Origin of the sequence: Burkholderia singularis (assembly GCF_001718875.1) — a bacterium.
GTDB classification, from domain to species: domain Bacteria; phylum Pseudomonadota; class Gammaproteobacteria; order Burkholderiales; family Burkholderiaceae; genus Burkholderia; species Burkholderia singularis.
This window is the reverse complement of the sequence record NZ_CP013448.1, coordinates 2,523,975-2,550,055: the sequence shown is the minus strand read 5'-3', so window position 1 is coordinate 2,550,055 and position 26,081 is coordinate 2,523,975. Positions and strand designations below refer to the sequence as shown.

The 26,081-nt window shown below is 64.5% G+C and carries 21 protein-coding genes and 2 tRNA genes; 13 read left to right on the top strand and 10 right to left on the bottom strand.

The window, feature by feature from the left end:
* Positions 1-3 precede the first annotated feature (3 nt).
* From AQ611_RS11300 to AQ611_RS11290, 3 genes are read left to right on the top strand one after another with little or no spacing between them, the layout of a single operon-like run.
* Entirely contained in the window at positions 4-402 is a 399-nt protein-coding gene (locus AQ611_RS11300; RefSeq protein WP_069234574.1) for a DUF3613 domain-containing protein, read from the top strand.
* Positions 403-434: 32 nt separating this feature from the next.
* The gene (locus tag AQ611_RS11295) at positions 435-2,276 is read left to right on the top strand and encodes a TadG family pilus assembly protein (protein WP_069234573.1); all 1,842 of its coding nucleotides are present in this window, start codon (positions 435-437) and stop codon (positions 2,274-2,276) included.
* 18 nt (positions 2,277-2,294) lie between these two features.
* On the top strand, positions 2,295-3,683 hold the full coding sequence (locus AQ611_RS11290) for a sigma 54-interacting transcriptional regulator (protein ID WP_069234572.1): 1,389 nt from the start codon (positions 2,295-2,297) through the stop codon (positions 3,681-3,683).
* Positions 3,684-3,894: 211 nt separating this feature from the next.
* Here the strand turns inward: AQ611_RS11290 and hfq are convergent, their stop codons facing one another.
* Positions 3,895-4,422, bottom strand: a complete 528-nt coding sequence (hfq, locus tag AQ611_RS11285) for an RNA chaperone Hfq (RefSeq protein ID WP_069234571.1) — start codon at positions 4,420-4,422, stop codon at positions 3,895-3,897.
* 315 nt (positions 4,423-4,737) lie between these two features.
* Here hfq and AQ611_RS11280 point away from each other — a divergent pair, with 315 nt between their 5' ends.
* Positions 4,738-5,016, top strand: a complete 279-nt coding sequence (locus tag AQ611_RS11280) for a PXPV repeat protein (RefSeq protein ID WP_069234570.1) — start codon at positions 4,738-4,740, stop codon at positions 5,014-5,016.
* Positions 5,017-5,202: 186 nt separating this feature from the next.
* Here the strand turns inward: AQ611_RS11280 and AQ611_RS11275 are convergent, their stop codons facing one another.
* From AQ611_RS11275 to AQ611_RS11260, 4 genes are all read right to left on the bottom strand, one after another.
* Entirely contained in the window at positions 5,203-6,219 is a 1,017-nt protein-coding gene (locus AQ611_RS11275) for a DUF1571 domain-containing protein (RefSeq protein ID WP_231935829.1), read from the bottom strand.
* A 138-nt stretch (positions 6,220-6,357) separates the two neighbouring features.
* Entirely contained in the window at positions 6,358-8,118 is a 1,761-nt protein-coding gene (locus tag AQ611_RS11270) for an AMP-binding protein (protein ID WP_069235268.1), read from the bottom strand.
* A 124-nt stretch (positions 8,119-8,242) separates the two neighbouring features.
* Positions 8,243-9,160 carry a TetR/AcrR family transcriptional regulator gene (locus AQ611_RS11265; RefSeq protein WP_069234569.1) on the bottom strand — a complete coding sequence of 306 codons (918 nt, stop codon included), beginning with the start codon at positions 9,158-9,160 and terminating at the stop codon, positions 8,243-8,245.
* A 215-nt stretch (positions 9,161-9,375) separates the two neighbouring features.
* On the bottom strand, positions 9,376-10,596 hold the full coding sequence (locus tag AQ611_RS11260; protein ID WP_069234568.1) for an MFS transporter: 1,221 nt from the start codon (positions 10,594-10,596) through the stop codon (positions 9,376-9,378).
* Positions 10,597-10,865: 269 nt separating this feature from the next.
* On the opposite strand from AQ611_RS11260, the gene AQ611_RS11255 reads away from it, so the two are divergent.
* From AQ611_RS11255 to AQ611_RS11245, 3 genes are all read left to right on the top strand, one after another.
* Positions 10,866-11,459, top strand: a complete 594-nt coding sequence (locus AQ611_RS11255; RefSeq protein WP_083237300.1) for a GNAT family N-acetyltransferase — start codon at positions 10,866-10,868, stop codon at positions 11,457-11,459.
* 202 nt (positions 11,460-11,661) lie between these two features.
* Positions 11,662-12,288: a ParB-like protein gene (locus AQ611_RS11250; RefSeq protein ID WP_069234567.1), complete on the top strand. Its 627-nt coding sequence runs from the start codon at positions 11,662-11,664 to the stop codon at positions 12,286-12,288.
* A 33-nt stretch (positions 12,289-12,321) separates the two neighbouring features.
* Positions 12,322-14,031, top strand: coding sequence for a SulP family inorganic anion transporter (locus AQ611_RS11245; RefSeq protein WP_069234566.1), 1,710 nt, complete (start codon positions 12,322-12,324; stop codon positions 14,029-14,031).
* A gap of 382 nt (positions 14,032-14,413) precedes the next feature.
* Here the strand turns inward: AQ611_RS11245 and AQ611_RS11240 are convergent, their stop codons facing one another.
* Positions 14,414-15,898: an alkaline phosphatase family protein gene (locus AQ611_RS11240; RefSeq protein WP_069234565.1), complete on the bottom strand. Its 1,485-nt coding sequence runs from the start codon at positions 15,896-15,898 to the stop codon at positions 14,414-14,416.
* 553 nt (positions 15,899-16,451) lie between these two features.
* Positions 16,452-16,538: transfer RNA gene (locus tag AQ611_RS11230), tRNA-Leu, on the bottom strand.
* A gap of 478 nt (positions 16,539-17,016) precedes the next feature.
* Here AQ611_RS11230 and AQ611_RS11225 point away from each other — a divergent pair.
* Complete coding sequence (locus tag AQ611_RS11225; protein WP_059518446.1) at positions 17,017-17,580, top strand: flavodoxin family protein; 564 nt, start codon at positions 17,017-17,019, stop codon at positions 17,578-17,580.
* Between the two features lie 185 nt (positions 17,581-17,765).
* Here AQ611_RS11225 and AQ611_RS11220 read toward each other — a convergent pair.
* Positions 17,766-17,852 (bottom strand) — tRNA-Leu (locus AQ611_RS11220).
* Between the two features lie 230 nt (positions 17,853-18,082).
* Here AQ611_RS11220 and rnr point away from each other — a divergent pair.
* From rnr to AQ611_RS11195, 5 genes are all read left to right on the top strand, one after another.
* On the top strand, positions 18,083-20,518 hold the full coding sequence (rnr, locus tag AQ611_RS11215; protein ID WP_069234563.1) for a ribonuclease R: 2,436 nt from the start codon (positions 18,083-18,085) through the stop codon (positions 20,516-20,518).
* A gap of 140 nt (positions 20,519-20,658) precedes the next feature.
* Complete coding sequence (gene rlmB / locus AQ611_RS11210; RefSeq protein WP_059518442.1) at positions 20,659-21,402, top strand: 23S rRNA (guanosine(2251)-2'-O)-methyltransferase RlmB; 744 nt, start codon at positions 20,659-20,661, stop codon at positions 21,400-21,402.
* A 166-nt stretch (positions 21,403-21,568) separates the two neighbouring features.
* Entirely contained in the window at positions 21,569-22,264 is a 696-nt protein-coding gene (rpiA, locus tag AQ611_RS11205) for a ribose-5-phosphate isomerase RpiA (protein WP_069234562.1), read from the top strand.
* A 334-nt stretch (positions 22,265-22,598) separates the two neighbouring features.
* Complete coding sequence (locus AQ611_RS11200; protein ID WP_059518439.1) at positions 22,599-23,312, top strand: FadR/GntR family transcriptional regulator; 714 nt, start codon at positions 22,599-22,601, stop codon at positions 23,310-23,312.
* Between the two features lie 103 nt (positions 23,313-23,415).
* Positions 23,416-24,399 (top strand): Gfo/Idh/MocA family protein, encoded by a 984-nt coding sequence (locus AQ611_RS11195; protein WP_069235267.1) that lies wholly within the window; start codon positions 23,416-23,418, stop codon positions 24,397-24,399.
* A gap of 46 nt (positions 24,400-24,445) precedes the next feature.
* Here AQ611_RS11195 and AQ611_RS11190 read toward each other — a convergent pair whose 3' ends face one another.
* Positions 24,446-25,105, bottom strand: coding sequence for an amino acid ABC transporter permease (locus AQ611_RS11190; protein WP_069234561.1), 660 nt, complete (start codon positions 25,103-25,105; stop codon positions 24,446-24,448).
* Positions 25,106-25,249: 144 nt separating this feature from the next.
* A complete protein-coding gene (locus AQ611_RS11185) occupies positions 25,250-26,044 on the bottom strand; it encodes a cystine ABC transporter substrate-binding protein (protein WP_059518435.1) in 795 nt (264 codons plus the stop codon).
* Positions 26,045-26,081: the final 37 nt, after the last annotated feature.

Sequence of the window (26,081 nt, the reverse complement as noted above, 5' to 3'; positions counted from 1 at the left end):
GATATGACGACGCATGACCCCATCCAGATTCCGGCTGCCGGTTCGTCAAGCGGGCGGCCGGTCCGCGCGGCGTTCGCATTTGCCTTGGCCGGCGCGCTCGCGTGCGTGACCGCTGTGACAGCCGCGCACGCGCAAGTGCAAGTGCCGCAATCCGCCGCGCCTGATGCATCGGAGGTCGGCCACGCGACGCAGGCATGGGCCGAGCTTCAGCGCAGCAACCGCGAGGCCGCCGCGTCGCAGCCGCTGCTGGGCGACGCGGCGTCGCACGCTTACCGGCGTTACATCGATTCGTTCAAGACGAAGATTCCGCCGTTTTATGGCTCGGCCGCAGGGATGGGGCATGGGAGCAGCGGTGGTGGAGGCGCGAATTATCTGTTGACGCCGACATCGGGATCGCAGTGATAGAGCAATGCCGTGACGCAGCGAGGAAACGCATGCCGTTAGCCCATCGTCCATTCGAGCGCTCGCCGCGTGTTCGCCTGCCCGCGCACGCAACGCCGGCGCGCCAGCGCGGCTCGTTTGCCGTCGCCGCGGTGGCATGGTTGCTGGTTGCGATCGCCACGCTCGGCGCGATCGATATTGGCCATGTGTTTTTTGTGCGCCGCGACTTGCAGAAAGTCGCGGATATGGCGGCGATCGCAGCCGCACAACGCATCGTCAACGACGCGTGTACCGAGCCGGCCAAGGCGGCGGCCAGTAACGCGGCGGCCAACGGTTTCGATCCGGCTGCGTCCGGCAACACGCTGGTTGCGCCCGTGTGCGGCCGCTGGGACCCGCAGCGCTTTCCCAGCGTGCAAGGCTATTTCGTCGCGCAGGTCGAGCCTTTGAACGCGGTGCAGGTGACGGTGGAGCAGGACGTGCCGTTTTTCTTCGTCGGCCCCAGGCGCACGCTGTCCGCGACGTCGATCGCGAAAGCCACCAACACCGATCAGTTCACGGTCGGCACGACGCTCGCGAGCCTGCAGGGAGGTCTCGTCAACGGCTTGCTCGGCGCGTTGCTGCATACGAATCTGAGTCTGGCGGTGGGGGCGTATCAGGCGCTCGCGGCCACGCAGATCAAGATCAGCGATTTGGTGGTGGCAGCGAACGTCACGACCGTCGATGCGCTGCTGAATACGCAGATTACGGCCGCTCAGTTCGTGCAACTGATGATCGACGCGCTGACGAGGACGCAGGTCGTCAATGCAAGCCGGCAGATCAGTCTCGACGCGATGCAGTCGATGCTTTCGGCGGGCATCGGCGGCGGCAATCTGATCAATCTCGGCAGCCGGCCGGGCGCGCCCGGCGTGATTTCGCTCGGCCTGTCCGACAAGCAGGCCGCGCTCGACGCGAAGGTCAATCTGTTCGACATGCTGATGGTCGCGGCCGAGGTCGGTCAAGCCGGGCAGCCGGCGATCAATGTGCCGGTTGGCTTGAATCTGGGCATAGTCCACGCGACGCTGAATCTGCAGATCAACACGCCGCCGTCGATCGCGCTCGGCGAGGCCGGAATCGATCCGGCGACGGGCGATTGGCGCACGCAGACAAGCAATGCAATGGTTCGGCTTTATTTGGATATCGCGCTTGATACTGAGCACAATCAAATACCGGCAGGATTGTTGGCGCCGGTCTTGAGTTTGCTGCAGCTTATCTTGGGCAATTTGGTGCAGATCTCGGTGCATGTGCCGATAGTCTTGGAGGTTTCGACGGGCCGGGCGTGGCTGGAACAGACGAATTGCGAATCCACTGCTTCGGCAAGCACGGCAGTCGTTGGCGTGCAGCCCGGGCTGGCGAACCTCTGCATTGGACAATTGCCGTCTGGCGATCCCAATACATCGCTGAACTCCGTCTGCAGCCAACCCACGACGATTTTGTCGTTGGGCGTGTTGCATGGTCGCAAGCTGATCGAACTCAAGACGAAGGGCACTCAATTGCCCGTCGAAACGCCGCAATCCGACGCGGTGAAGCTCACGTTTAATGGCGTCACGGGCGATGCGGACGATTATCAGTCCGCCAATTCAAACGCCGTGGGTTCGCAGCTCGCGAACGCGTTGTCGCAGCTTGCGTCGTCATGGTCTCAGCCGAAGGGGCTTGACATATCGATCCTCGACGCGTCTCTTCCTCTCGAATTCATCCTCAATCCGCTCCTCAATCTACTGACCGGCGTTCTCACGCCGATTCTTGGCGCACTCGACCAGGTGGTCGTCCCGCTGCTGAATCTGCTGGGCGTGCAGGTCGGCGTTGCGACGGTCCATAACGAGGCACTGACCTGCGGCGCCGCGCAAACGGTTTACTGAATTGATTCACATATAACGATGAGAAACGCGAACGCAATCGAAGGACTCGACCTCTACGTGTGGGAGGGCAAGGCCGACATCGTCGAGCGGGTCGCGCGCTGCATGTCGAGCTTCGACGTCGAGGTGATCCGCGCGGACAATGCAACGCTTTCGCCCAAGCGCACGGCGCTGCGCCCGTCGCTTGCGATCATCAGCGTCACGATGATCGAAAACGGCTCGGCGTTCCTGCGCTCGTGGCAGGCGGACATGGGCATGCCGGTGATCTGGGTGGGCTCGGCGCGCGATCACGATCCGTCGCAGTATCCGCCCGAGTACTCGCATATCTTGCCGCTCGATTTCACGGGCGCGGAGTTGCGCGCGATGATTTCGAAGCTCGCGGTGCAGCTTCGCGCGCATGCGGCGCAGACGCTTGCGCCGACGACGCTCATCGCGCATTCGGAATGCATGCAGACGCTGCTGCAGGAAGTCGACACGTTCGCCGATTGCGATACGAACGTGCTGTTGCACGGCGAGACGGGCGTTGGCAAGGAGCGGATCGCGCAGCTTCTGCACGAAAAGCATTCGCGCTATTCGCAAGGCGAGTTCGTTGCCGTCAACTGTGGCGCGATTCCCGACGGCCTGTTCGAATCGCTGTTCTTCGGGCATGCGAAAGGGTCGTTTACGGGCGCGGTCGGCACGCACAAGGGCTATTTCGAGCAGGCGGCGGGCGGCACGCTGTTTCTCGACGAAGTCGCGGACCTGCCGCTTTATCAGCAGGTCAAGCTGCTGCGCGTGCTCGAGGACGGCGCGGTGCTGAGAATCGGCGCGACGGCGCCCGTCAAGGTCGATTTCCGGCTCGTCGCGGCGAGCAATAAAAAGCTGCCGCAGCTCGTGAAGGACGGCCTGTTTCGCGCGGATCTCTATTACCGGCTCGCGGTGATCGAGTTGAACATTCCGTCGCTCGAGGAGCGGGGCGCCGTCGACAAGATCGCGCTCTTCAAGACGTTCGTCGCGTCGGTGGTCGGCGACGCACGGCTTGCCGAGCTTCCGGAGTTGCCTTACTGGCTTGCCGAGTCCGTTGCCGATTCGTATTTTCCCGGCAATGTGCGCGAATTGCGCAACCTCGCGGAGCGCGTCGGCGTGACGGTCAGGCAGACGGGCGGCTGGGACACCGCGCGGCTGCAACGGCTCGTCGCGCATGCGCGCCGGGCGCAGCCGGTGCCGGCCGAGAGCGCGGCGGACGTGTTCGTCGATCGCAGCAAGTGGGATATGGCCGAGCGCAGCCGCGTGATCGCTGCGCTCGATGCGAACGGATGGCGCCGTCAGGATACCGCGCAGCACCTTGGAATCAGCCGCAAGGTGCTGTGGGAGAAGATGCGCAAATATCAGATTTTTGACGAAGAACCCGAAACCCGCGAAAGCGAATGATCGGGCGCTCGCGCCGGCAAACGCGAAATTGCCGAAATGGTGGCGCAAATACGATGCAGTTGGCCGTGGAGGCCGGTTGGCGGCGTGCGATGGCCGGTCATGCGCCGGTGTTTGGTGCGGCGGGCGTGAGACGCGACGCAGGGGCGAGACGCGGCAAAAAGCAAGCCGGCCACGGCTTGCTTTTTTCAGCGCGACGGGGTTCGATCAGCGCTTATTGGCCGTCGGTCGGGCCGAGCGAACGCCGGCGGCGCGTAACGATCACGGGGCTGCTCGTATTGCGCTCCGACGTGGACGGGGTCGTCACACCTTCTTGCGGCTCGCGCGGCGTGCCGTAATCGCGCGGTTCGCGGGGCTCGCGCGGCTCGCGGGAGTAGAAACTGTCGCCGCGCTGCTCGCGATGGCCGCCGTGCGAACCGTAAGGGCCGTGGCCGCCGCCTTCGCGCCCGCCAGGCCGGCCGCCGCCGTGGCTGCCTCCGCCGCCGTGGCCGCCACCCGTGCGCGGGCCACGCGGCCCGCCTGGGCGGGAGCCGCCCGTATCGAGCTGGATCGTCGAGATCGCGCGTTTATAGATGCCTTGCAGGCCGACGGGCGTGCGCAGCATCACCAAGTACTGATCGAACGATTCAATGCATCCCGTCAGGCGAATGCCGTTGACAAGATAAATTTCGACGCGCTTGCGTTCCTTGCGCGCGGCATTGATGAAATCGTTTTGCGGATGGGATTCTGCAGGATTGGCCATTCAAAAGCGGCAGATGCCGGCGTTAAATAAGAGTTATGCGTTTCGCCGCATGCGAGTTTTCACAGCGTGTGGCGGGATTTTACCCTGTTCGAAGGCGACGCGTGCGCGAGCGTTTGTGTCCAACCGTTACCCACTATAGACGGTTCGGCCCGTTTGTGCGATGCGGCCGATCGGCCAACGTGCGTTTCGGCGGCCTCTGACACCATTTCGTTACGTTGCGTTACAGCGCTCGTACATCCGTTGCACCTGTTGACGTCCGGGCTCGCTAGAGTACTGGCATCGAGCCGGCCGACGCCGGCGAACCGAGGTGACAACATGAAAAAAAAGCTGATCATGACGCTGCTGGCGAGCGTCGCGCTGGGCGCGTCGGCGGGCGCGTCGGCGGGCGGCGTGGATCTGTCGATCGGGCTCGGCCTGCCGGCTGCGCCGGTCTACGTCGCGCCGCAACCGGTGTATGTCGCGCCGCAGCCCGCCGTCGTCGCTTATCCGGCATACGGCGGCTACTGGCGCGGCGATGAGGACGATGACGATCACGAGCGCTGGGAGCATTACCGCAAGCACTGGCGTAAGCGGCATCATCACGACGACGATTGAGCCGCAGCCCGAATGCGCCGCGACCGGGTCCGGCTGCGGCGTCAGCCGCCGGCCGACCGGCTGGCATGCCGCGTCGAGCCGCCGGTGTGCGGTATCGGCCGGTAAAAACGCGCGTCGGGCCCGCGCCGTTTGGCGTGCGCGCTTCTGTCATCGATCGGTGGCAGGGTGGACGGCACGATGCGCCGCTCAGAAGTGATAGTCCGAATTTTTGGGATCAAATTCGGAATCGCCTAGTGATTTCGGTGTGATTTTCTCGAATATCACGCGCTCGAATATTCGCCCGTCGTTGTCATACGATTCGACGGTACGAAAATAGGGCTGCCGCAGATCGAGGCCGAGCGTCGCCCGTTTTGCATAAAACAGCGGACGGCCCGGGGTTTCGTAGGTGAGCGCGATGACGCGCACGCCGCCGATCGTTTTCGCCTCGATGCGCGTGGGTTTTTGCACGCCCGCGTCACGATATTTTCGCGCTTCGCTCAGATAAAGATTCGCGATGAATTCGGTGCCGAGATCGCGCACCTGATGGTTCGATTGCGCGCGGGCGAGCGTGCCGTCGAGCGCCGTCCACATCGGCAGCTTGCCGAGCAGCCCGCCGAGGTGCCCGTACATCTCGTCGGCGCGCTTGGTCGAATCGTAGATCACTTCCTGGCCGCCGTGCGCGCCGTCCGGCAACCATTTCGCATAGACGCGCAGCGGCTCGCGCGTCACCTTGACAAGCATGTGATCGGGCTTGTCCGACCATTTGCCGTCGATGCGTTCCTGCCGCAGCATTGTAAATTCGTATGACGGATAGCCGATCGGCCCCGCCGCGATGTAGTCCGGCACTGCTTGCGGATCGAGCGACTGGAACAGCGCGGTGAGCGTCGCGTCGTCGAGTTTCTCGAGCGCACCTTGGCGTGCGGCGGCGCGCAACCCGCGCGCTTGCTGGCTGGCGGGCAGCGTTGCCAATTTCGCCAACTCGGCAGGCAGTGCCGCTGCCGCGCCGGCTTCGGCGGCGGCCGAAGCCGCAGCCGTTTCGTGTGTTTCGTGCGGCTGGGCTTGTGTGGGCCGAGGGCCGTCCGGCGAGCCCAGCCACAGCGCGGCAAACGCCGCGGCGTTCGCGCAGAGCCGCGCAACCTGCGCCACTCGCGCCACCGGCTGCCACGGCGATCGCGGCCGATGCGTCGGCGCGCAGCCGATGCGGTAATCATTGAGTCTCTTCATGAATATCCGGTTCGTTTCGAGCCAAGCCGCTCAGAGTCAGCAGGCAGGCCTTTCGTGCCCCGAACGGCCTATTGCCGGGCGAAGGTGCCGCGGCCAAAGCACGAGCGCGCGCGCACCGTTTCCGCGTGACGGGCGCGCTCATTTGCGATCGGCCGGGCCGTTGGATGCGCGCTTGGCCAATTCCTCGTCGCGCAGCACGCGGCGCAACGTTTTGCCAACGTTGGATTGCGGCAGTTCGTTGCGGAATTCGACGAGCTTCGGCATCTTGTAGCCCGTCAGATTTTTGCGGCAATACGCGAGCACGTCGTCGGCGCTCAGCGACGCGTCGCGCGGCACGACGAATACCTTGATGAGTTCGCCGCGCGACGGGTCGGGAATGCCGATCGCCGCCGCCTCGCGGATGCCGGGATGCGCGGCCAGCACTTCCTCGATCTCGTTCGGATAGACGTTGAAGCCCGATACGAGAATCATGTCCTTCTTGCGATCGATCAGGCGGATGAAGCCCTGTTCGTCCATCACGCCGATGTCGCCCGTGGCGAGCCAGCCGTCGGCGTCGAGCACCTTCGCGGTTTCGTCTGGACGCTGCCAATAGCCGCGCATGACTTGCGGCCCTTGCACGCATAACTCGCCCGGTTCGCCGACGTTTGCCCATGTGCCGTCGTCTTTACGAAAGCGCACGAGCGTCGACGGCGCGGGCAGTCCGATCGTGCCGCTGAACGCGCGTTTTTGCTTGGCGTCGTAAAGGTTCATCGTGACGATCGGTGAGCACTCGGTGAGCCCGTAGCCTTCGACGATCGGGCAGCCGGTCACCGCCTCGAAGCGCTCGGCGACGGCGCGCTGCATGGCCATTCCGCCCGCCATCGCGAGCTTGAGTTTCGAGAAGTCGCGCCGGCGGAATTCCTCGTCGTCGAGAAATGCGTTGTACAGCGTGTTGATGCCGGTGATGCCGGTGAACGTCTCGTGACGCAGGATCTTCATCATCGTCTTCGTATCGCGCGGGTTGGCGATCAGGATGTTGCGCCCGCCCAGGCCGAGGAAGATCAGCGCGTTGACCGTCAGCGAATAGATGTGATACAGCGGCAGCGGCGTGAGCACCGTCTCGATGTCGTCCAGCAGTTGGCCCTCGACCCATGCCTTGGCTTGAAGCAGGTTCGCGATCAGGTTCGAGTGCGTGAGCATCGCGCCTTTCGCGACGCCCGTCGTGCCGCCCGTGTATTGCAAAAATGCGAGATCGTCGCGCTTGATCGCCACGGGCGCGGCGGGATGGCGCGCGCCCGCCGCAAGCGCCGCGCGCAGGCGCACGGCATTCGGCAACTGATAAGCGGGCACCAGCTTTTTGACGTGCTTGAGCACGAAATTGATCAGCCGCCCTTTCGGATTGAGGCCGTCGGCGAGCAGATCGCCGAGCGCGGTTATCACGATGTGCTCGATTTGGGTTTCCGGCATCGCCTCTTGCAGCGTCTTCGCGAAATTCTCGAAGACGACGATGGTTCGCGCGCCACTGTCCTTGAGCTGATGCGCAAGCTCGCGCGCCGTGTAGAGCGGATTGACGTTGACGACGATCGCGCCTGCTTTCAACGCGCCGAATAGCGTGACGGGATACTGAAACGAGTTCGGCAGCATGATCGCGACGCGCTCGCCCGGCTTCACGCCGATGCTTTGCAGATACGACGCGAATGCGTCGGCCTTGCGCGCGAGCGCGGCATAGCTCAGCCGCGCGCCCGCGCTGATGTATGCGATGCGCTGCGCGTAGCGCGTCGTGCATTCGTCGAAGTACTGAACAAGGGAATCGTATTGCGTGATGTCGATTTCATGCGGCACGCCGGCGAGGTACGACGCATACCAGCGGCCGTCCGTATTGGGCGCATGGGTCGACGTGGACGCAACAGAGGCGGTCATCGCTTGTCTCCTGGGTTTTATAGTCATTGCCGCGGGATCGGCGGCGATGCGCGCGGCCGGGGCGGCCGCGCCGGCCGTGTCCGGCGCCGTCGCGCGCACACCCTGCGCGCCGCTCGTCGCGGCGTCAGCTTGCCTGAATCTCGTGCGCGTCGGCGTCGTGGGCAACCGGCTCGACGAACGGCGTGGCCGCGGCGGCCGAGGCCGGTTCGTCGGCGCATGCGTGTGCGGGCGCCGATGTCGATGCCGGCGGCGCTTCGGTCAACGGCGCGACGATCATCGACTCGCGACTGGCCGGCGGCGGCTCGGTGGCCGCTTGCGCGGCGCTGAGCCGGCTGTTCGACGAGAGGCTCGAGAGCACCAATTCGAAGACGGCGAACTCTTCTTTGCCCGGCATCGGCGCTTTCAGCACCGCGACGATCAACGACGCCAGCCGCGCGATCATTTGCACGTCGTTCAGCGTGCGGCCTTGCGTGAATTCGTCGATCAGACTTTCGGTTTCCGTTCCCGCGAGCGCGCCGGCGAGTGCGCCGATCGCGTAATGCAGCCGCCAGCCAAGCTCGGCGCGCGGCAGATTCGGCAGCGTGCGCTGGAACGCATCGAAGAAGCGGCCGGCGACGGGCGCGTAGTGAGCGGTCAGAAAGTTGCGAACGAACGCCGACGAATCGGTGTACGCGCGGCCGATGAGCCTCAACAGCGCGCGGCCGCCGCGTTGCGGATCGCGCGACGCATGCAGCGCGGGAATGAACATCGCGCCCAGTATGTGCTCGCACGTGACATTCGCGCCGAGTTGCTCATCGAAGCGATCGAGAATGAGCAGCCGCTCGTCGTTCAGCTGATCCAGCCGCCGCGACAGCATCGCGTGGATCAATGCTTCCTTGCTGCCGAAGTGATAGTTGACTGCCGCTAGATTCACTGCCGCACGCGACGTGATTTGCCGCATCGACATTGCTTCGTAGCCATGCTCGATGAAAAGATCTTCGGCTGCATCGAGGATGCGCGCCTTCGTCCCGCCGGATTGCCGGCTGGTTTGTCGAACTGCCATGTTCCGCCTCCCTTGCCGGTTTCCCGGTACGCGAACAAGCGATTCAAATCTGTAATTGAAACAACCGTTTGCCGATAAGATAAGAAGCAGGGCGGGGAGGCGGCAAGCACTCTTTGTCGATAAAGTCCTCTAGAGTCCGGTGCGCTGCCGCACGGATCATACGCGGCGCGTCGCGCCGATGGCGTCTGCGCGATGATGCGCCGCCGCGCAAACGGCTATCTGGCCGCCGGTGTCGCGGCGGTGGCCTGCGTCATGTCGATACCGCGCCGTTCCCGGCTGAACAGGATCAGCACGGCGATCACCACGGAAACCGTACCGGCGACGGCGGCGAGCGCGAGGCCGTAGTTGTTGCCGTGATCGACGGCGAACTGTGCCTGCATCGTCGCGTTGCCGGATGCGAGCAGATTGCCGAACTGGTAGACGAAGCCGGGGAACGTCGCGCGAATTTCGTCCGGGGAAATTTCGTTCAGATGGACCGGGATCACGCCCCACGCGCCCTGCACCGAGATTTGCATCAGGAACGCGCCGGCTGCAAGCAGCAGCGGGCCGCTGGAAAACGCCCATAACGGCAACACGGGCAGCGCGATCAGCGCGGTGATGCAGATCGTGCGGCGGCGGCCGATTTTTTCGGATAACGATCCAAATGTCAGGCCGCCGACGATCGCGCCCACATTCAGCACGATCAGAATCCACGAAACGGTGTGCGGATCGAAATGATGCTGCTCGCGCAGGAACGTCGGATACAGATCCTGCGTGCCGTGCGAGAAGAAGTTGAACGCGGTCATCAGCACGATCGCGTAGACCGACAGCTTCCAGTTCTGCTTGAGCGTGGCGACGAGCCCTGCGCGGGGGCGTTTTTCCATCTGCCGCCAAGCCGGCGATTCGGGCACTTTCGCGCGAACGTAGAGCACCAGGAACGCGGGCAGCACGCCGACCATGAACATCCCGCGCCAGCCGATGTACTGATAGAAGAGGCCGAAGACGACCGACGCAAGCAGATAGCCGCTCGGATAGCCGGCTTGCAGCAGCCCCGAGACGAAGCCGCGCGCGTGCGTCGGGACCGTTTCCATCGTCAGCGCCGAGCCGACGCCCCATTCGCCGCCCATCGCGATGCCGAACAGCGTGCGCATCACGAGCAGCGCGGCCAGGCTCGGCGCGAAGCCGGAGGCCAGTTCGAGCAGCGAGTAGCACGCGATGTTGATCATCAGCGTCGGGCGGCGGCCGAAGCGGTCCGCGAGCCGGCCGAAGATCAGCGCGCCGACCGGGCGCGCGGCCAGCGTCAGCGTGACGGCGAACGCGACGGCGGGAATTTTCGTGTTGAATTCGGCGGCGATATCCTTCAACACGAAGACCATCAGAAAGAAGTCGAATGCGTCGAGGGTCCAGCCGAGATAGGCGGCGATCGTGACGTTGCGTTGCTCCCGGGTCCAGCTCATGGCGACAGTCTCCTCGCGAGATCGAAGCGCCGTGGCTCGCTTGCACCGCCCGGCTGGCGCCGTGCACGGACGGTCAACCGGAGTGTACGCTGCTCGTCGCACGCTTGAGCGCTGGCTCGGAGCCGATCCGGATTAATCCCTAGGCAGCGGCCCGTGGCGAACTCCGCCGGCGCAGCCTGGGCGTTCCGTGACGGCGCGACGCGGCGATGCTAACGTGTTTGCGTCGCCATGCTTCCAGATGCTTACATTGACAAACAGACCTGCCATCCATGGAACCTCGCTTGCCGCTGCCGACGCTTGAAACCGAACGCCTGTGGCTGCGTCCGCGCGCGCTGACCGATCTCGACGCATGTATCGCGATGGATCGCGATCCGGACGTCACCCGCTATATCGCCGGGCCTTGGAGCGATCCTGTCGAGCATCGCCGCTTCGTCGAGCATCGGATCACGCGTGCGTATCCGCCGGGGCTCGGCTATTGGTCGATCTTCGAGAAAGCGCGGCCCGCGCAGTTCGTCGGCTGGGTGTTGCTGATTCCGGATGATTCGGCGCTCGGGCGCGACGTCGAGATCGGCTGGCGGCTCGTGCGCGCCGCTTGGGGGCGCGGGATCGCCGGCGAGGCCGCGCGGCGCGTCGTCGCGCATGCATTCGGGACAGTGCGGCTGCCGAGGATCGTCGCGGACATCGCCGCCGAAAACCACGCGTCGCTGAACGTGGCGCGCAAGCTGGGGATGCGGCGCGTGAGCATCGTGCGCGAGCCGGCGTATGCCGGCGGCGCGGCGCCCGGGCTGGCCGCGACGACGCGCGAAGTCTCGTATGTCCGCCATCGGCTCGAGCGCGCCGATCTCGCCGTGAACGACCGCTGAAGCGGCTTTTGCCGCTCGGCCTGCAGGCCCGCGCGTCGCGTTCGATCATGCGGCCGCGGCGCACCGGCCGGCTGCACGCATGAGCGAATCCGGCGCGTGCTCGACGAGCGATGCGCGGATTCGCGGATCCCGTGCAATGCCGTATTAACGCGCGCGCTGATCCCATGTATCGTTGCCGAAACCGTTTTCGGGAGCGAAGGTCATGACGATCGGCAAGGACACCCCACTGATTCCGGCGAAGCTCGACGCGCTGCGGCCCACGCAGCTTACGGTCGGCTATCGCGAGGTCAAGGCCAAGCGCAAGCATTGGAAGTCGCTCGGCAAGAAGGCGCGCAAGGCCGCGATCGATTCGCACTGGTTTCCGGCCGTGCTCGGGCCGGGCGGCGAATATTTCATCGTCGATCACCATCACCTCGGCCTCGCGCTGATCGAGGAAGGCGTAAGCGAGGTCAAGGCGATGCTGCTGAAGGATTTGTCGTGGCTCGACGAGACGATCTTCTGGCGGATGATGGAGCACAACCAGTGGGTCCATCCGTTCGGCGCGAACGGCGCGCGTCATGACTATTCGAAGCTGCCCAAATCGCTCGTCGGCCTGAAGGACGATCCTTTCCGAAGCCTTGCAGGGGAGTTGCGCACGGCGGGCGGTTACGCGAAGGACGCGACGCCGTTCAGCGAATTCCTATGGGCCGACTTTCTGCGCCTGAAGATTCCGGCTGCGCAGATCCGCAGGGATTTCGCGAAGGCGCTCGAATTGGCGCTCGGCTATGCGCACACGCAGGAAGCGCGTTATTTGCCCGGCTGGTCCGGCGTGGTTGCGACGGCACGTTGACGCGCGGCGCTTTTCGATAGGCGAGACAACAACATGGACAGCCATTCGAGCCGCCCCGACACGGCACCGCGGCAAGCCGAGCATTTCGCCGCGCTCGCCGCGCCGTCCGCGCCGCGCGGCGAGCGCACTGCGCGTGACGCGCTCGCCGGGCTGTCGATCGCGGGTTTGCTGATTCCCGAAGCAGTTGCATATGCGGGGCTCGCGAGCCTGCCGCCGCAGACGGGGTTGATCGCGCTGCTGGTCGGGCTCGTCGTGTATGCGCTCGTCGGCAGCAGCCGCTTCGCGATCGTGTCGGCGACGTCGTCGTCGGCCGTCGTGCTTGCGGCAACCGTGGTTTCCGGCGCGGGGCCGCACGCCGCGCCGCTGCTGATGGCCGCCGCGCTCGTCGCGACTACGGGCGTGATCTTCATCGCCGCGGGCGCGGCCCGCCTGGGCGGGATGTCGGACTTCATCGCACGGCCGGTGCTGCGCGGCTTTACGTTCGGCCTTGCGCTCACGATCGTCATCAAGCAATTGCCGAAGATTCTCGAGTTGCACGTCGCGCATAGCGATACGCTGCGCGTCGCCATCGATCTGCTCTCCGGGTTGCCGCATTGCAACCCTTATAGCGCGGCGCTCGGCGCGGCGGCGCTCGCGATTCTGTTCGTGCTCGGGCGGCGTTCGCGCGTGCCGGCGACGCTCGTGGTGATCGTGCTCGGCATCGCGGCCGGTTACTGGATCGACTGGCACCGCTACGGGATCGCGGTGGTCGGGACGATCGATCTGCAGAACTTCGCATTCGGATTGCCGCCGTTGAGCCGCACCGCATGGATGCAGACAGCCGAGCTGGGTGTCGCGCTGATGTTGATTCTGTACGCGGAATCGTATGGCGCGATCCGCAATTTCGCGCTGAAGCATGGCGATGCCGTGTCGCCGAACCGCGATCTCGTCGCGCTCGGCTGCGCGAACCTCGTATCGGGGCTGCTGCACGGGATGCCCGTTGGCGCAGGCTATTCGGCGACGTCGGCGAACGAGGCAGCGGGGGCGCAATCGAAAATGGCGAGCCTGATTGCGGCGGCCGTGATCGCGCTGATCGTCTGGCTGCTGCTGCCGCAGCTCGCGCGGATTCCGGAGCCGGTGCTTGCCGCGATCGTGATCTTCGCCGTCAGTCATTCGCTGCATCCGGACGTGTTCCGGCCGTATTGGATCTGGCGCCGCGACCGGCTCGTCGTGATCGCCGCGCTCGGCGCCGTGATCGTGCTCGGCGTGTTGCACGGGCTGCTTGCCGCGATCGGCGTGAGCCTGCTGTTGACGCTCAAGCAATTGTCCGAACCGAAGGTGAGCGTGCTCGGGCGGTTGCGCGACAGCCACGATTTCGTCGACGCGTCGATCCATCGGGATGCGAAACCGGTGCCCGGCGTGCTGATCGTGCGGCCGGAGGCGCAACTCTTCTTTGCGAACGCCGAGCGCGTGCTGAATATGGTGCGGCAGCTTGCGCGCGGCGCTCAGCCGAGCGTGCAGACCGTGATGCTGAGCCTGGAGGAGTCGCCCGATGTCGATGGCACGACGATCGAGGCGCTGAAGACTTTTGCCGCCGAATGCGAGATGCGCGGCTGGCGGCTCGTGTGCGTGCGCCTGAAACCGAACGTGTTGCAGGTGTTGCAGCGCGCGGCGGATTCGGCATTGCGCGCGGATGCGTTATCGGAGCTGAGTGTCGACGAAAGCCTGCAACTGTTGGCGGCCAAGCACGGCGCGTCTGCTTGACCGGTGCGCGGTGTGTGGCATGCAGCGTTCGCGCGGCCGGGGTCGAAGGGGGGCGGCGGCTCACGCAATGGATCGGCGGTGGCCGGATCGATGCTCAGGACCGCGAAAGAACTGACGCTCGACAGGCAGCGCAGTCGCGCGGCCACGGCGGTGCAGGCGAGCAACGCGTCGATCGGACGAGCAGGCGGGCGGCGCGCGGAAGATTCGCGGAAGATTCGCGGTTCCGCGCGCGCAGCGGCTGACAGCCGGCCCGCATGCGCTGGCATTGCCGCAATCCGTTTCCCGGCGCGGCTTGCCCGTACACACGCCCGCTTGGCGGCGCGTGCGTCGGCCAGACCGTCCGCCGCCGCTTGCCGCCCGGCGAGCCATCGCCTGGCAGCGGTCAGCGTTTTTTTCCGCGCGTGGCTTGCCGCGACCGCTCCTGCCGTCGCTGTTGCAGCCGCTGGCGGTGCTGGCTCCAGGCCGCGCCGCGATTGCGAATGAAGTCGGATAGCTCGGCACTCGACGTGAGCGGCGGGTCGGCTTGCTCGTAATGGCCTTTTTCGTTGCGCAGCGGCAGCGCCGCGATGCGCGCCGCTTGCAGTTTGTCGAGCTTCGACGGCAGCGATGCGTTCGGATGATGCAGCGACGCTACCGGCACGCTCACGCCTTGCAGCGGATCGTCGTCGGCCGCGCGCGGTTTCGCGAGCGTCAAGACGTCGCCGAGCGACGGCGCGGCTTTATCGCGCGCCGTCAGCGGCGCGGTTCCCCAGCGCTCGCTGACCGTCTTCAATACCGACGTGTGATCGATCGTGCCAGCCGCACTCCGAAACACCGTGCCGGCCTTGATGAGCGGCGACACCAGCACCGCCGGCACGCGCACGCCGAAGCGGGTGAAATCGAAGCCGAACTCGCCGATCGTGCCGTCGCCGGGCGGGGTCGCGCCCGATGGCGGCGGGACGTGGTCGTAATTGCCGCCGTGCTCGTCGTAAGTGATGATGAGAAGCGTGCTCGCCCACGCGGAGCTGTTGCGCAACGTGTAGTAGACGTCGTGAATGAGCTGCTCGCCCGCGGCGACGTCGTAGTTCGGATGCTGGCTGTTGCCGGTCGCGTCCCAACTCGGCTCGAGAAAGGTGAACGCCGGCAGCGTGCCGGCCGATGCGCGCGACTGGAAGTCGCGAAAGTGGCCGAAATGCGAGTCGTCCGCGTTTTGCGTATCGGGGAAGTCGTGGCGCGTGAGCGGATCGCGGTTATAGCCGAAGATCGCCCAGTCGACGTTCTTGTCCGACAGCCGTCCGAAGATGCTCGGGCACGTGAAGATTTTCACGTGATCGTCGAGGTGGCCTTGCGAGGTGCCGGCGAGCGCGAACGCGCGATTGGGCATCGTCATCGTCGGCACGGAGGCGAACCATCGGTCGCATACCGCATAGCCCTTGGCGAGCCCGGACAGCACGGGCAGCAGTTGCGGCGTATACATCCCCATGATCTGCGACGGCGTCGTGCCGGGCAGCGAATCCTTGTAGTGCTTGGCTTGGTCGGAGGCGATCGCTGATTTGAAGTTGATGACGAAGCCTTGATTGGTCGGTGTATCGCCCGGCGCCGGATCGTCGTGGGAAAAGAGCTGATAGTTGGTGTTCTGGAAGCCTTCGCCGGGGTCCGCGCCGGGCATCAAATACGGATGAGGATCGGTTGCCTGGATTCGATAGACGCTCACCGGATGGCCGAGATCATCGGGATTCGATTCGTTGCCCGTCAGGCCGTCGAAAGGCTGGCCGGTGGGCGATTGGTTGCCGCTGTCGGTATACAGGAAGCCAAGCATGTGATCGAACGATCGGTTCTCCAGCATCAGATAGACGATGTGGTCGATTTTCTTGAGTTGATTGGCCACGGGAACTCCAGTCGGAATGCGCTCGCCAGGTACGCGGCGTTCGGGATGGGGGCTTCCCGGCAGCGTCGCCGGGCCTCGGATGTTGGATGTCGCTATGCTGACTTTATATGCGGGCGCGGTGCAACATCAAATAAACATTGGGCGCGCGGCTTGCGATTCGATGACAAAACGCCATCGGTTCGGTTCGAGCTTTGATGGGGGGGCGGACTTTAGCAGCCGGGCATTTCAAGCCCGCGAAGCGACGGGCGAGGCTCCGAATCGATCGACGTTTCTGTCAACGTCGATCGCGGCTGTCGTGCGACGATGGCGAGTCGCGGGCCGGGGCCGTTGCCTGCGGCGAGGCGGTGGCTGCATCGTCGGCGCCGGATTCCGAAGCCGCCGATCGTCCATCGGGTGGCGGCCGATGGACCGCACGTGAAGAGCGTGCGCATACGAACGCAAAAATCGTCGACGCCAATGGAATCGAATAATCGTCCGCACAAACAAAAAACCCCGTCAGACCAAGATCTTACGGGGTTCTTCGAACTACTGCGGCTTATGCCGGACTATCTGATGGTGCCCAGGAGAGGACTCGAACCTCCACGGTGTTGCCACCGCTAGGACCTGAACCTAGTGCGTCTACCAATTCCGCCACCTGGGCACGTTTCGCTTGCTGCATCGCGAAAGACCGTGATTATAGCGTGATTGAAGGCTCTGTCAACTATTTCTGCGCGATTTGTCCGACGGTGAAAAAAGGCGACGCAGTGCGTGCCGGATTCGTCGTGCGCGAGACGGTTGGCTGATCTCGATTGAAGCATTGCCTCCGGGAAAGAACGAGCGAATTTCCTACGAGCCAGTTCAAGTTCGCCGTCAGCAGAATTATTGTCGACGTGTGCGAAGTGCCGCGCTACGTTGACACGCGAACGCAGGCAAGCGGACGTCACGGACCGATGCACGTTGCCGCTGTTGTATTGGCGGTTGACGCCTCGCTCGGCGAGCGTGGGCGCGTCGTGTCGCTGGCCGCAGTCGCGGCGAGGGGTAATGCATGTGACGTGTTCGAACGATATTATTGGATGGGCGATTTTCTGTTACCATCAAAGTAACTTTTAGCAGTCCATCGCAACTGAAGAGGGGTTTTCATGTCTGAAATCGCAGTGGTGTTCCATAGTGGCTATGGCCACGCTGCCGTCATCGCGGAAGCGGTCGCTCGTGGAGTCGAAAAAATCGACGGTGCATCGGTCAAGCTGATTTCTGTCGAGGCGATTGATGAACACTGGGAGTACCTGGAGCGCGATGCCAAAGCGATCATCTTCGGCTCGCCGACCTACATGGGCAGCGCTTCCGCGCAGTTCAAGGGTTTCATGGACGCGTCGTCCAAGTATTGGGGCAAATGGCGCGACAAGCTGGCGGCCGGCTTCACGGTGTCCGCGTCGCAAAGCGGCGATAAGCTCGCGACGCTGCAGCAGCTTGCCGTCTTCGCGGCTCAGCACCAAATGCTGTGGGTCAGCCTCGGTTTGATGCCCGGCAACAACAGCAGCACGGGATCGGTCAACGATCTGAACCGGCTCGGTTCATTCCTGGGCGCCATGGCGCAGGCGAATGCCGACCAAGGCGGCGAAGCGATTCTCGAAAGCGATCGAAAGACGGCTGAATTGCTAGGCGAGCGTGTCGCGAGCGCGGCGAAGCGCTGGAACGGCGTCTGAAGCCGGGGCCGGGCAGCGTGCCGTCCCGATGATGTGCCGGCTGCCCGGATTCGAGGTGCGATCGAGGCCCGCGTATGCGGGCGTGTTCGCCGGATGTCACGAATCCGTCAATCAGCCCGCTTGGGTTTTCGCAACGGAAACCGAAAATGAAAAAGCCGGCTGAAAGCCGGCTTTTTCAAAACAACTGGTGCCCAGGAGAGGACTCGAACCTCCACGGTGTTGCCACCGCTAGGACCTGAACCTAGTGCGTCTACCAATTCCGCCACCTGGGCAGGTGTGTGCTGCAAAGACCGCTATTATAAGGTGCGGAGCGAGGCTGTCAACACTTTTTCGGCACTCGGATCGATCCGGCCGAATGCTGCTCAATACGCGGCACGCGGCCCGTTTGGTGCGGCAGCGGGTGTTAGAATGGGGCGGCATGAACGAGCGGGACGCCCGTCCAACGTCTGTCTGCCGCCCGTCACGCAAGCCAAACGCACCGAGAACAATCATCGACAAGCCCTTGAGCAAGTATCCGTATCCCATCCCGAGCCGCGAAGAGATTCTCGGCGTGCTGCGCACGAGCGACGCGCCGCTCGCCGCGAACGACATTGCCGAAGCGCTGTCGATCAAGCGTCAGGAGCGCGAAGGATTCTTCCGGCGGGTCGCCGCGATGGAGCGCGACGGCCAGATCCGGCTCGACAAGCGCGGTCATTATCAGCTGACGCATCCGTCGAACTTTGTTGCGGGGCGCGTGCAGGGCCATCGCGACGGTTACGGTTTCGTGATTCGTGACGACGGCCAGGACGATCTGTTTCTGCCGAACGCGGAGATGCAAAAGGTCATGCACAACGATCGCGTGCTTGCGCGGATCGTCGGCTATGACCGGCGGGGGCGTCCGGAAGGGCATGTCGTCGAGGTGACGGAGCGCGCGAACAAGCGCGTGATCGGGCGCATGCTGAACGAGAACGGCACGCTCATCGTCGCGCCGGAGGACAAGCGCATCGGCCACGATATCCTGGTCGCGCAGAATGCGAAGAAGGCGAAGGTCGGGCAAGTGGTCGTCGTCGAGCTGACCGATTTTCCGAGCCGGCATTCGCAGCCGCTCGGCCGCGTGGTCGAAGTGCTTGGGGACATCGACGATCCCGGCATGGAAATCGAGATCGCGGTGCGCAAGTACGGCGTGCCTTACGAATTCGGCGGCGCCGCGCTCGACGAGGCCGCCGCGTTGCCTGACAAGGTGAGACCGGCCGATCTGCGCTATCGCGTCGATCTGCGCGACGTGCCGCTCGTCACGATCGACGGCGAGGATGCGCGCGATTTCGATGACGCGGTATATTGCGAGCCCATTGCGCTCGGGCGCGGCGGAGGCTTTCGCCTGATCGTCGCGATCGCGGACGTGTCGCATTACGTGCAGCCGGGCAGCGCGCTCGATGCCGACGCGCTCGAGCGCAGCACGTCGGTGTACTTCCCGCGGCGCGTGATTCCGATGCTGCCCGAGAAGCTGTCGAACGGGCTCTGCTCGCTGAATCCGCAGGTCGACCGCTGCGTGCTCGCATGCGACATCGTCATCAACGCGCGCGGCGATATCAAGGCCTATCAGTTCTATCCGGCCGTGATCCACTCGGCCGCGCGCCTGACGTATACCGAGGTGGCCGCGGTGCTCGCGAACACCAAGGGGCCCGAGGCGGCGCGCCGCGCGGAGCTGCTGCCGCATTTGCAGAATCTGTATGGCGTCTACAAGGCGCTGTTCGTCGCGCGGCAAAAGCGAGGCGCGATCGATTTCGACACGACGGAAACCTATATCGTCTGCAATGCGCAAGGCAAGATCGAGCAGATTCTGCCGCGCCAGCGCAACGACGCGCACCGTCTGATCGAGGAGTGCATGCTTGCCGCGAATGTCTGCGCGGCCGATTTTCTGAAGCGCAATAAGCATCCGGGTCTGTATCGCGTGCATGCGGGGCCGACGCCGGAAAAGCTCGAGAACCTGCGCGCGTTCCTGCGCGACATGGGCCTCACGCTCGGCGGCGGCGACACGCCGCACGCCAGCGATTATGCGGCGCTGATGGCGCACATCCGCGACCGTCCCGATGCGCAGATGTTGCAGCCGATGTTGCTGCGCTCGATGCAGCAGGCCGTCTATAGCCCCGACAACATCGGCCATTTCGGGCTGGCATACGATGCATACGCGCATTTCACGAGCCCGATTCGCCGCTATCCCGATCTGCTCACGCACCGCGCGATCTATGCGATTCTCGCGGGAAAGAAGTATGTGCCGAAATCGCCGGATGGCGTCGAGTTGAACACCGCGTTGTCGCCGCGCGCCCGGGCGATGCAGCGCGAGGATGACGAATCGCGCGGCCGCGCGCGTTCGAACGCGGCGATCTGGGAGGAGCTCGGGCTGCACTGCTCGGCGAACGAGCGCCGCGCGGACGAGGCGTCGCGCGACGTCGAGGCGTGGCTCAAATGCTATTTCATGCGCGACAAGCTCGGCGAGGAGTATGGCGGGATGGTGAACGGCGTGACGTCGTTCGGCATTTTCGTGCAGCTCGATACGCTGTTTATCGAAGGCTTGGTGCATGTGACGGAGCTCGGCGCCGATTATTTCCAGTACGACGAAGTGAAGAACGAGTTGCGCGGCGAGCGCACCGGTATTCGCTATCGGCTGTCCGATCGGGTGCGGGTGCAGGTGAGCCGCGTCGATCTCGACGCGCGCAAGATCGATTTCCGGCTCGTGCGCGATACGCCGATCAAAGCCCCGCGTGCGGCGGTGTCCTCCGGCGGCGCCGAGCCGGGCGGTCCGCGTGTGCGCGCGTTGCCGCCCGCGGAAGCGCCCGTGCGCCGCAAGAAGGCGGCGGCTGCGCCGAGCGCCGCAGTGAAGGAGGCGCGCGCCGCGCGCAAGAAGGGGGCAGCGGCGAAGCCCGCCGCGAAAAAAGCGCGTTCGCGCAAGAAGTACTGAATGCACGTGTCGCCCATCGCCGGCGACGCTTGCCGATCGAGACGCCGCGCGCCCGGCCGGGTGCGCGGCGCTTTTCTTTTCCCATATGGCCACGCGCCGGGCGCGGCCATGCGTTTTTTTGATGGAAGGTTGTTCGAGCCATGTCACGTTTGAAGGTTCTCTACGGTTTTCATGCGGTGACCGCGCGCATGCGGCACGACGCGTCGACGGTTGCTGAGGTGTTCTACGATGCGACGCGCCGCGATCGCCGGATGCAGGATTTTCTGCACGCCGCGAAGGAAGCGGGCGTGCGCGTCATTGCCGCGGATGAGACGCGTCTTTGGGGGCTCGCGCATACCGAACGGCACCAGGGCGTTGTCGCGCGCGTCGAGGATCTGCCGCTTGCGCAGAATCTCGCGGAGCTGCTGGACGGCATCGGCGGGCCGGCGTTGCTGCTCGTGCTCGACGGCGTGACCGATCCGCACAACCTGGGCGCGTGCCTGCGCGTGGCCGATGCGGCGGGCGCGCATGCGATCATCGCGCCGCGAGACCGTGCGGTCGGCCTCAATGCGACGGCCGCGAAAGTCGCGAGCGGCGCGGCCGATACGGTGCCATACATCACGGTGACGAATCTCGCGCGGGCGTTGCGCGAGCTGAAGGATGCGGGTGTATGGGTGATCGGCACGTCGGACGATGCGACGGCGAGCTTATACGATACGAAGCTCGACGGCCCCGTCGCGCTCGTGATGGGAGCGGAGGGCGAGGGGATGCGGCGCCTGACGCGCGACACGTGCGACGAAGTGATGTTCATCCCGATGGCGGGCAGCGTCGAGAGCTTGAACGTGTCGGTTGCGAGCGGCGTTTGCCTGTATGAGGCGGTGCGGCAGCGAGGTTTGAAAAAGTAGCGCGGCGTGCACGGGGTGCCAACGGCGCCCGTTCGAGCGGGATGGTTCGGGGTGCGAAAGACGTTGCGCCGCTTGCTTGGGCGGCGCGCACATGGCAAAAAACGGGCGGCGGCGCCGACTGCCGGTAAACTTGCGCCTTTTGCACCTTTGACGATTTGACGCTGCCATGACCCAAGACGAACTCAAACGCCTCGTTGGCGAGGCCGCCGCCCGTTACGTGATCGACAACGTGCCGCAAGGCGCGGTGCTCGGCGTGGGCACGGGCTCAACCGCCAACTGCTTCATCGATGCGCTCGCCGCCTTCAAGGATCGCTATCGCGGTGCAGTGTCGAGTTCGGTTGCGACGACCCAGCGCTTGAAATCGCACGGCATCCGGGTCTTCGATCTGAACGAAGTCGATGCGCTGCAGGTGTATGTCGACGGCGCCGACGAAATCGACGCGTCAGGCGCGATGATCAAGGGCGGCGGCGGCGCGCTGACGCGCGAGAAGATCGTGGCTTCGGTTGCCGAAACGTTCGTTTGCATCGCCGATGCGAGCAAGCGGGTGCCGGTGCTCGGCCGGTTCCCGCTGCCGGTCGAGGTCGTGCCGATGGCCCGCACCGCGGTCGGCCGGCGCCTCGCGGCCCTCGGCGGCGTGCCCGTGTTGCGCGTGAAGCCGGACGGCACACCCTACGTGACCGACAACGGCAACGAGATCCTGGATGTCAAAGGGCTGTCGATCGACGATCCGCGCGGGCTCGAGTCAACGATCAACGCTTGGCCGGGAGTCGTGACGGTGGGATTGTTCGCGGCGCGCGGCGCGGATTTGTGCCTGCTCGGCACCGAGCACGGCGTCGAGACGATCGCCTATGCGCGGCATTAATTCAGTTATTCAGCAATTCATGTGAAATGTAAGCTTAATCGAATTGCGCTTCATTCAATTGAAAAAATGCAACGCAATTCTTTCGCCAACCATTCGGACTCAAGCCGGGCGGGCTTGGAAAGCGTGCCCGGCGGGGTTTTTGAGAAAACGAATATTTCTGGATATAGTAAGAGGGATTACCCTGTCAGGTGTTTACCAGATAGCGGAAATACGGCGAACTCAGCAACGTATCGATCATAAGAAAAAAAGAGCAGAAGTTGAGAGTCGTTTCGATCAAGGGCCGGCGAGACTGCGAGGGCATTGTGCCAATACAGGTAATGTTCGGGGAGGTCTCATGGAGCAGGGAAAAGACCGGTCACTGGTCAGCAAAGTGATGGATGGGCTTGTCGCGGGAATCGTCGAGGACAAGTATGGCGGCATATTGCCGCCGCAGGATGTGCTGTCGAAGGACTTCGACGTCAGCCGCACGGTGATGCGCGAGGCGCTGTCGATGTTGCTTGCGCGCGACATGCTGGATGTGCGGCCGAAGGTCGGTACGCGCGTGCGGCCGATGCACGATTGGCGGATGATCGACGAGGACGTGGTGAACTGGCGTTTCCGCGCAAAACCGGACCCGCAGTTCATGCGCGACGTCATCGAGTTCCGCACGCTGATCGAGCCGCGTGCGACCGCACAGGCGGCGATGCGCGCGAGCACGGCGGAGATCGTGGGCATTCGCGAGGCTTTCGAGCTGTTCAAGCTTGCCGAGCCGGGTTCGTCGGCCTATGACGAGGCTGATGAGCTGCTGCATACGCGGATCGTGCATGCGAGCGGCAATCAGTTTTTCCAGCAGATGGCGGCGATCATTCGCGGCGCGCTGCGGCTCGTGAATCGCCGGATGAGCCAGCGCGAGGGCATTCGCGCGCTCGCGTTCAAGTCGCACGCGCGGGTGGTCGAGGCGATCGAGCGGCGCGATGCACGCGAGGCGGAAGCCGCCGCGCTCGATCTGATCGGCTACACGGTGGAGGAGATGCGCGACTTCGCGGTGGAGTTGCCCGAACGGGGCTGATCGCGTCGGTGTATCACCGTGGCGCATGCCGGCCGTTTATCATGGCGGCCGGCCCGGCTTTTTGCTTTACGCCGGCTTGTTCAGCGACACGGAATCTTCATCGATGACCGAACATCCTCCGGCGCCGATTCGTTTCGGCATTGTCGGCGCGGGCAGCATCGCGCGCAGATTTGCTCAAGGGCTTGCGCATGTGCGCGACGCCGCGCTTGCGCACGTCTGGGCGCGCCGCGCCGACGCGGCCGCCGAATTTTGCCGTGAATACGGCGGCGCATGCGTCGGCAGCTTCGACGCGCTGCTTGCTTCCGATATCGACGCTGTCTATATCGCGACGCTCAACGACAGCCATGCGTACTACGCGTGCGCGGCGCTCGACGCCGGCAAGGCGGTGTTGTGCGAGAAGCCCGCGACCGTCAACGCACGGGAACTCGAAACGGTGCTCGCCGCCGCGCGCGCCTCGCAGTGTCTGTTCATGGAGGCGATGAAGCCGCCGTTCTATCCGCTATACCGAAAATTGCGCGCGCATCTGGCCAGCGACCCGATCGGCGACATCGCGCTCGTGCGCGCCGGCTGCGCATCGTCGACGGTGCCCGCCGGGCATCCCGTCTATCGCGCGGAGCACGCGGGCGGCGCGCTGCTCGATATCGGCATCTACGAAATGTTCCTGGCGGTCGACTGGCTTGGCGCCATGCTCGATATGCAGACACTCGGCCGTGTCGGCGCGACCGGCGTCGACGTGTTCGCGAGCGTCAACGCACGGCACGAGCGCGGCATATCGCAGCTCTTTTGCGGACTCGACGTGATGGGGCGCGGCGACGCTTTGCTTGCCGCCAGCGGCGGCACCGTAACCATTCACGAGAACTGGTGGAATCCGGCGCGGGCGACGATCCGTTATGCGGACGGCCGCGTCGTCGAGCTTGACGAGCCGTTCGACGGCGGCGGCCTCAATTACGAAGCCGCGCATTTATGCGAGCTGCTGCGCGCGGGGGCGCTCGAAAGCCCGGTGATGACGCACGATCATTCCCGCCGGATGATCGCGATGACCGATGCGGCGCGCGCGGCGCTCGGCGTGCGCTATCCGATGGACTGACGCTGCCCGCCGCGCCCGGGCCGGCATCGCGCCGGCCCGGGCGCGCTCAATGCCGGCCCGGCAGCGCGAGCCGGCGCTCGTACCAGCGCTGCGCCCACTCGAGGAGCTGGCACAGCACCCAATAGACGGCCGCCGCGGCGAGATAGAGCGGCAGCGGCTGATAGGTCGAGGCGATGATCTCCTGCGCGCTGCGCAGCAGCTCGGTGACCGTGATCACCGAGACGAGCGAGGTGTCCTTGATCAGGCTGATGAGGCTGTTCGACAGGCTCGGCACCGCAATGCGCAGCGCCTGCGGCCCGATCACGTGGCGCAGCGTCTGCTGCCACGACAGCCCGAGGCTGTAGGCGGCGAGCCATTGCCCCTTATCGATGCCGTTGATCGCACCGCGCATGCTTTCGGACAGATACGCGGCAACGTTCGCGGACAGCGCGATCACGCCGGCGGGTGTCGGATCGAGCGACAAGCCTAGGCTTGGCAGTCCGTAATAAATGACGAAAATCTGCACGAGCAGGGGCGTGCCGCGCATCACGCTGACGTAGGCGCGCGCGAGGCCGGCAACGAACGCGTTGCCGCCGATGCCCATCAGGGCGAGCACGACACCGCCGGCGAGGCCGACCACCATCGAGAGCGCGGCGAACTTGACGGTCAACAGCGCGCCCTGCAGCAGGACCGGAAGCGATTGGACGAGGAGGGAAGTGGTCGACATGTGAAGCGTGGCGTGGCTTGCGCGAAAGCGCAATCATAAACCGGACGCGCAATGCAAAGGGCGGCATCGTCATACGTGCCGCCCTGGTTTGCCGCAGGCTGCGCGCGGCAAGCCGCGCGCTTGGCCGGACGAGGCGTTGACCGGTTACTTGGCGGGTTTCGTCACGTCGATGCCGAACCACTTGTCCGAGATCTTCGTGAACGTGCCATCGGCTTCGAGCTGCGTCATCGCATCGGCGATCGCCTTGGCGAACTTCGGATTGCCCTTCTTGAAAGGAATGCCCGACGAGTTGGCCGAGCCGACGTTCGCGCCCGGGCGCAGCGGCAACTGCGAGTTCTTCATCAGGTACGCGAGCATCAGGCGGTCGTTGAGCGCCGCGTCGAGACGACCGGCGGCCAGATCTCGCAGATACTCGGGCGCGCCCGGATAGGTCTTCACGTCGATGCCCGGTATCGACTTGGCCATGTCCATATAGTTCGTGCCGAGCGCGACGCCGAGCTTCTTGCCCTTGAGCGCATCGAGCGACTTGAACTCGCGGGTATCGTCCTTGCGCTGGATGAGTTGCGCGTTCGAGTACGTGTAGGCCGGGGAGAAGTCGAGCGTTTCGCGGCGCTTGTCGGTGATGCCGACCTGGTTGACGATCACGTCGAACTTGCCGGCCTGCAGGCCGGCGATGATGCCGCTCCATTCGGTGGTCACGAACTCGGGCTTCACGCCAAGCTTCGCCGCGATGGCCTTTGCGATATCGACGTCGAAGCCGACGAGATCGCCTTGCGCGCTCTTCGAGTTGAACGGCGGGAACGTGCCTTCGAGGCCGATGCGCAGCGTGCCGCGTTGTTTGACCTCATCGAGCAAGTCGGCCGCGTGTGCAGTCGCGCCGATGAGCGACGCGCCGATCAGGCCGGCAGCCATGAGTTTCTTCAGCAATGCGAATTTCATCGTGTTGTTTCCTCCGCCTCGGGTAAGGCACGGGTAT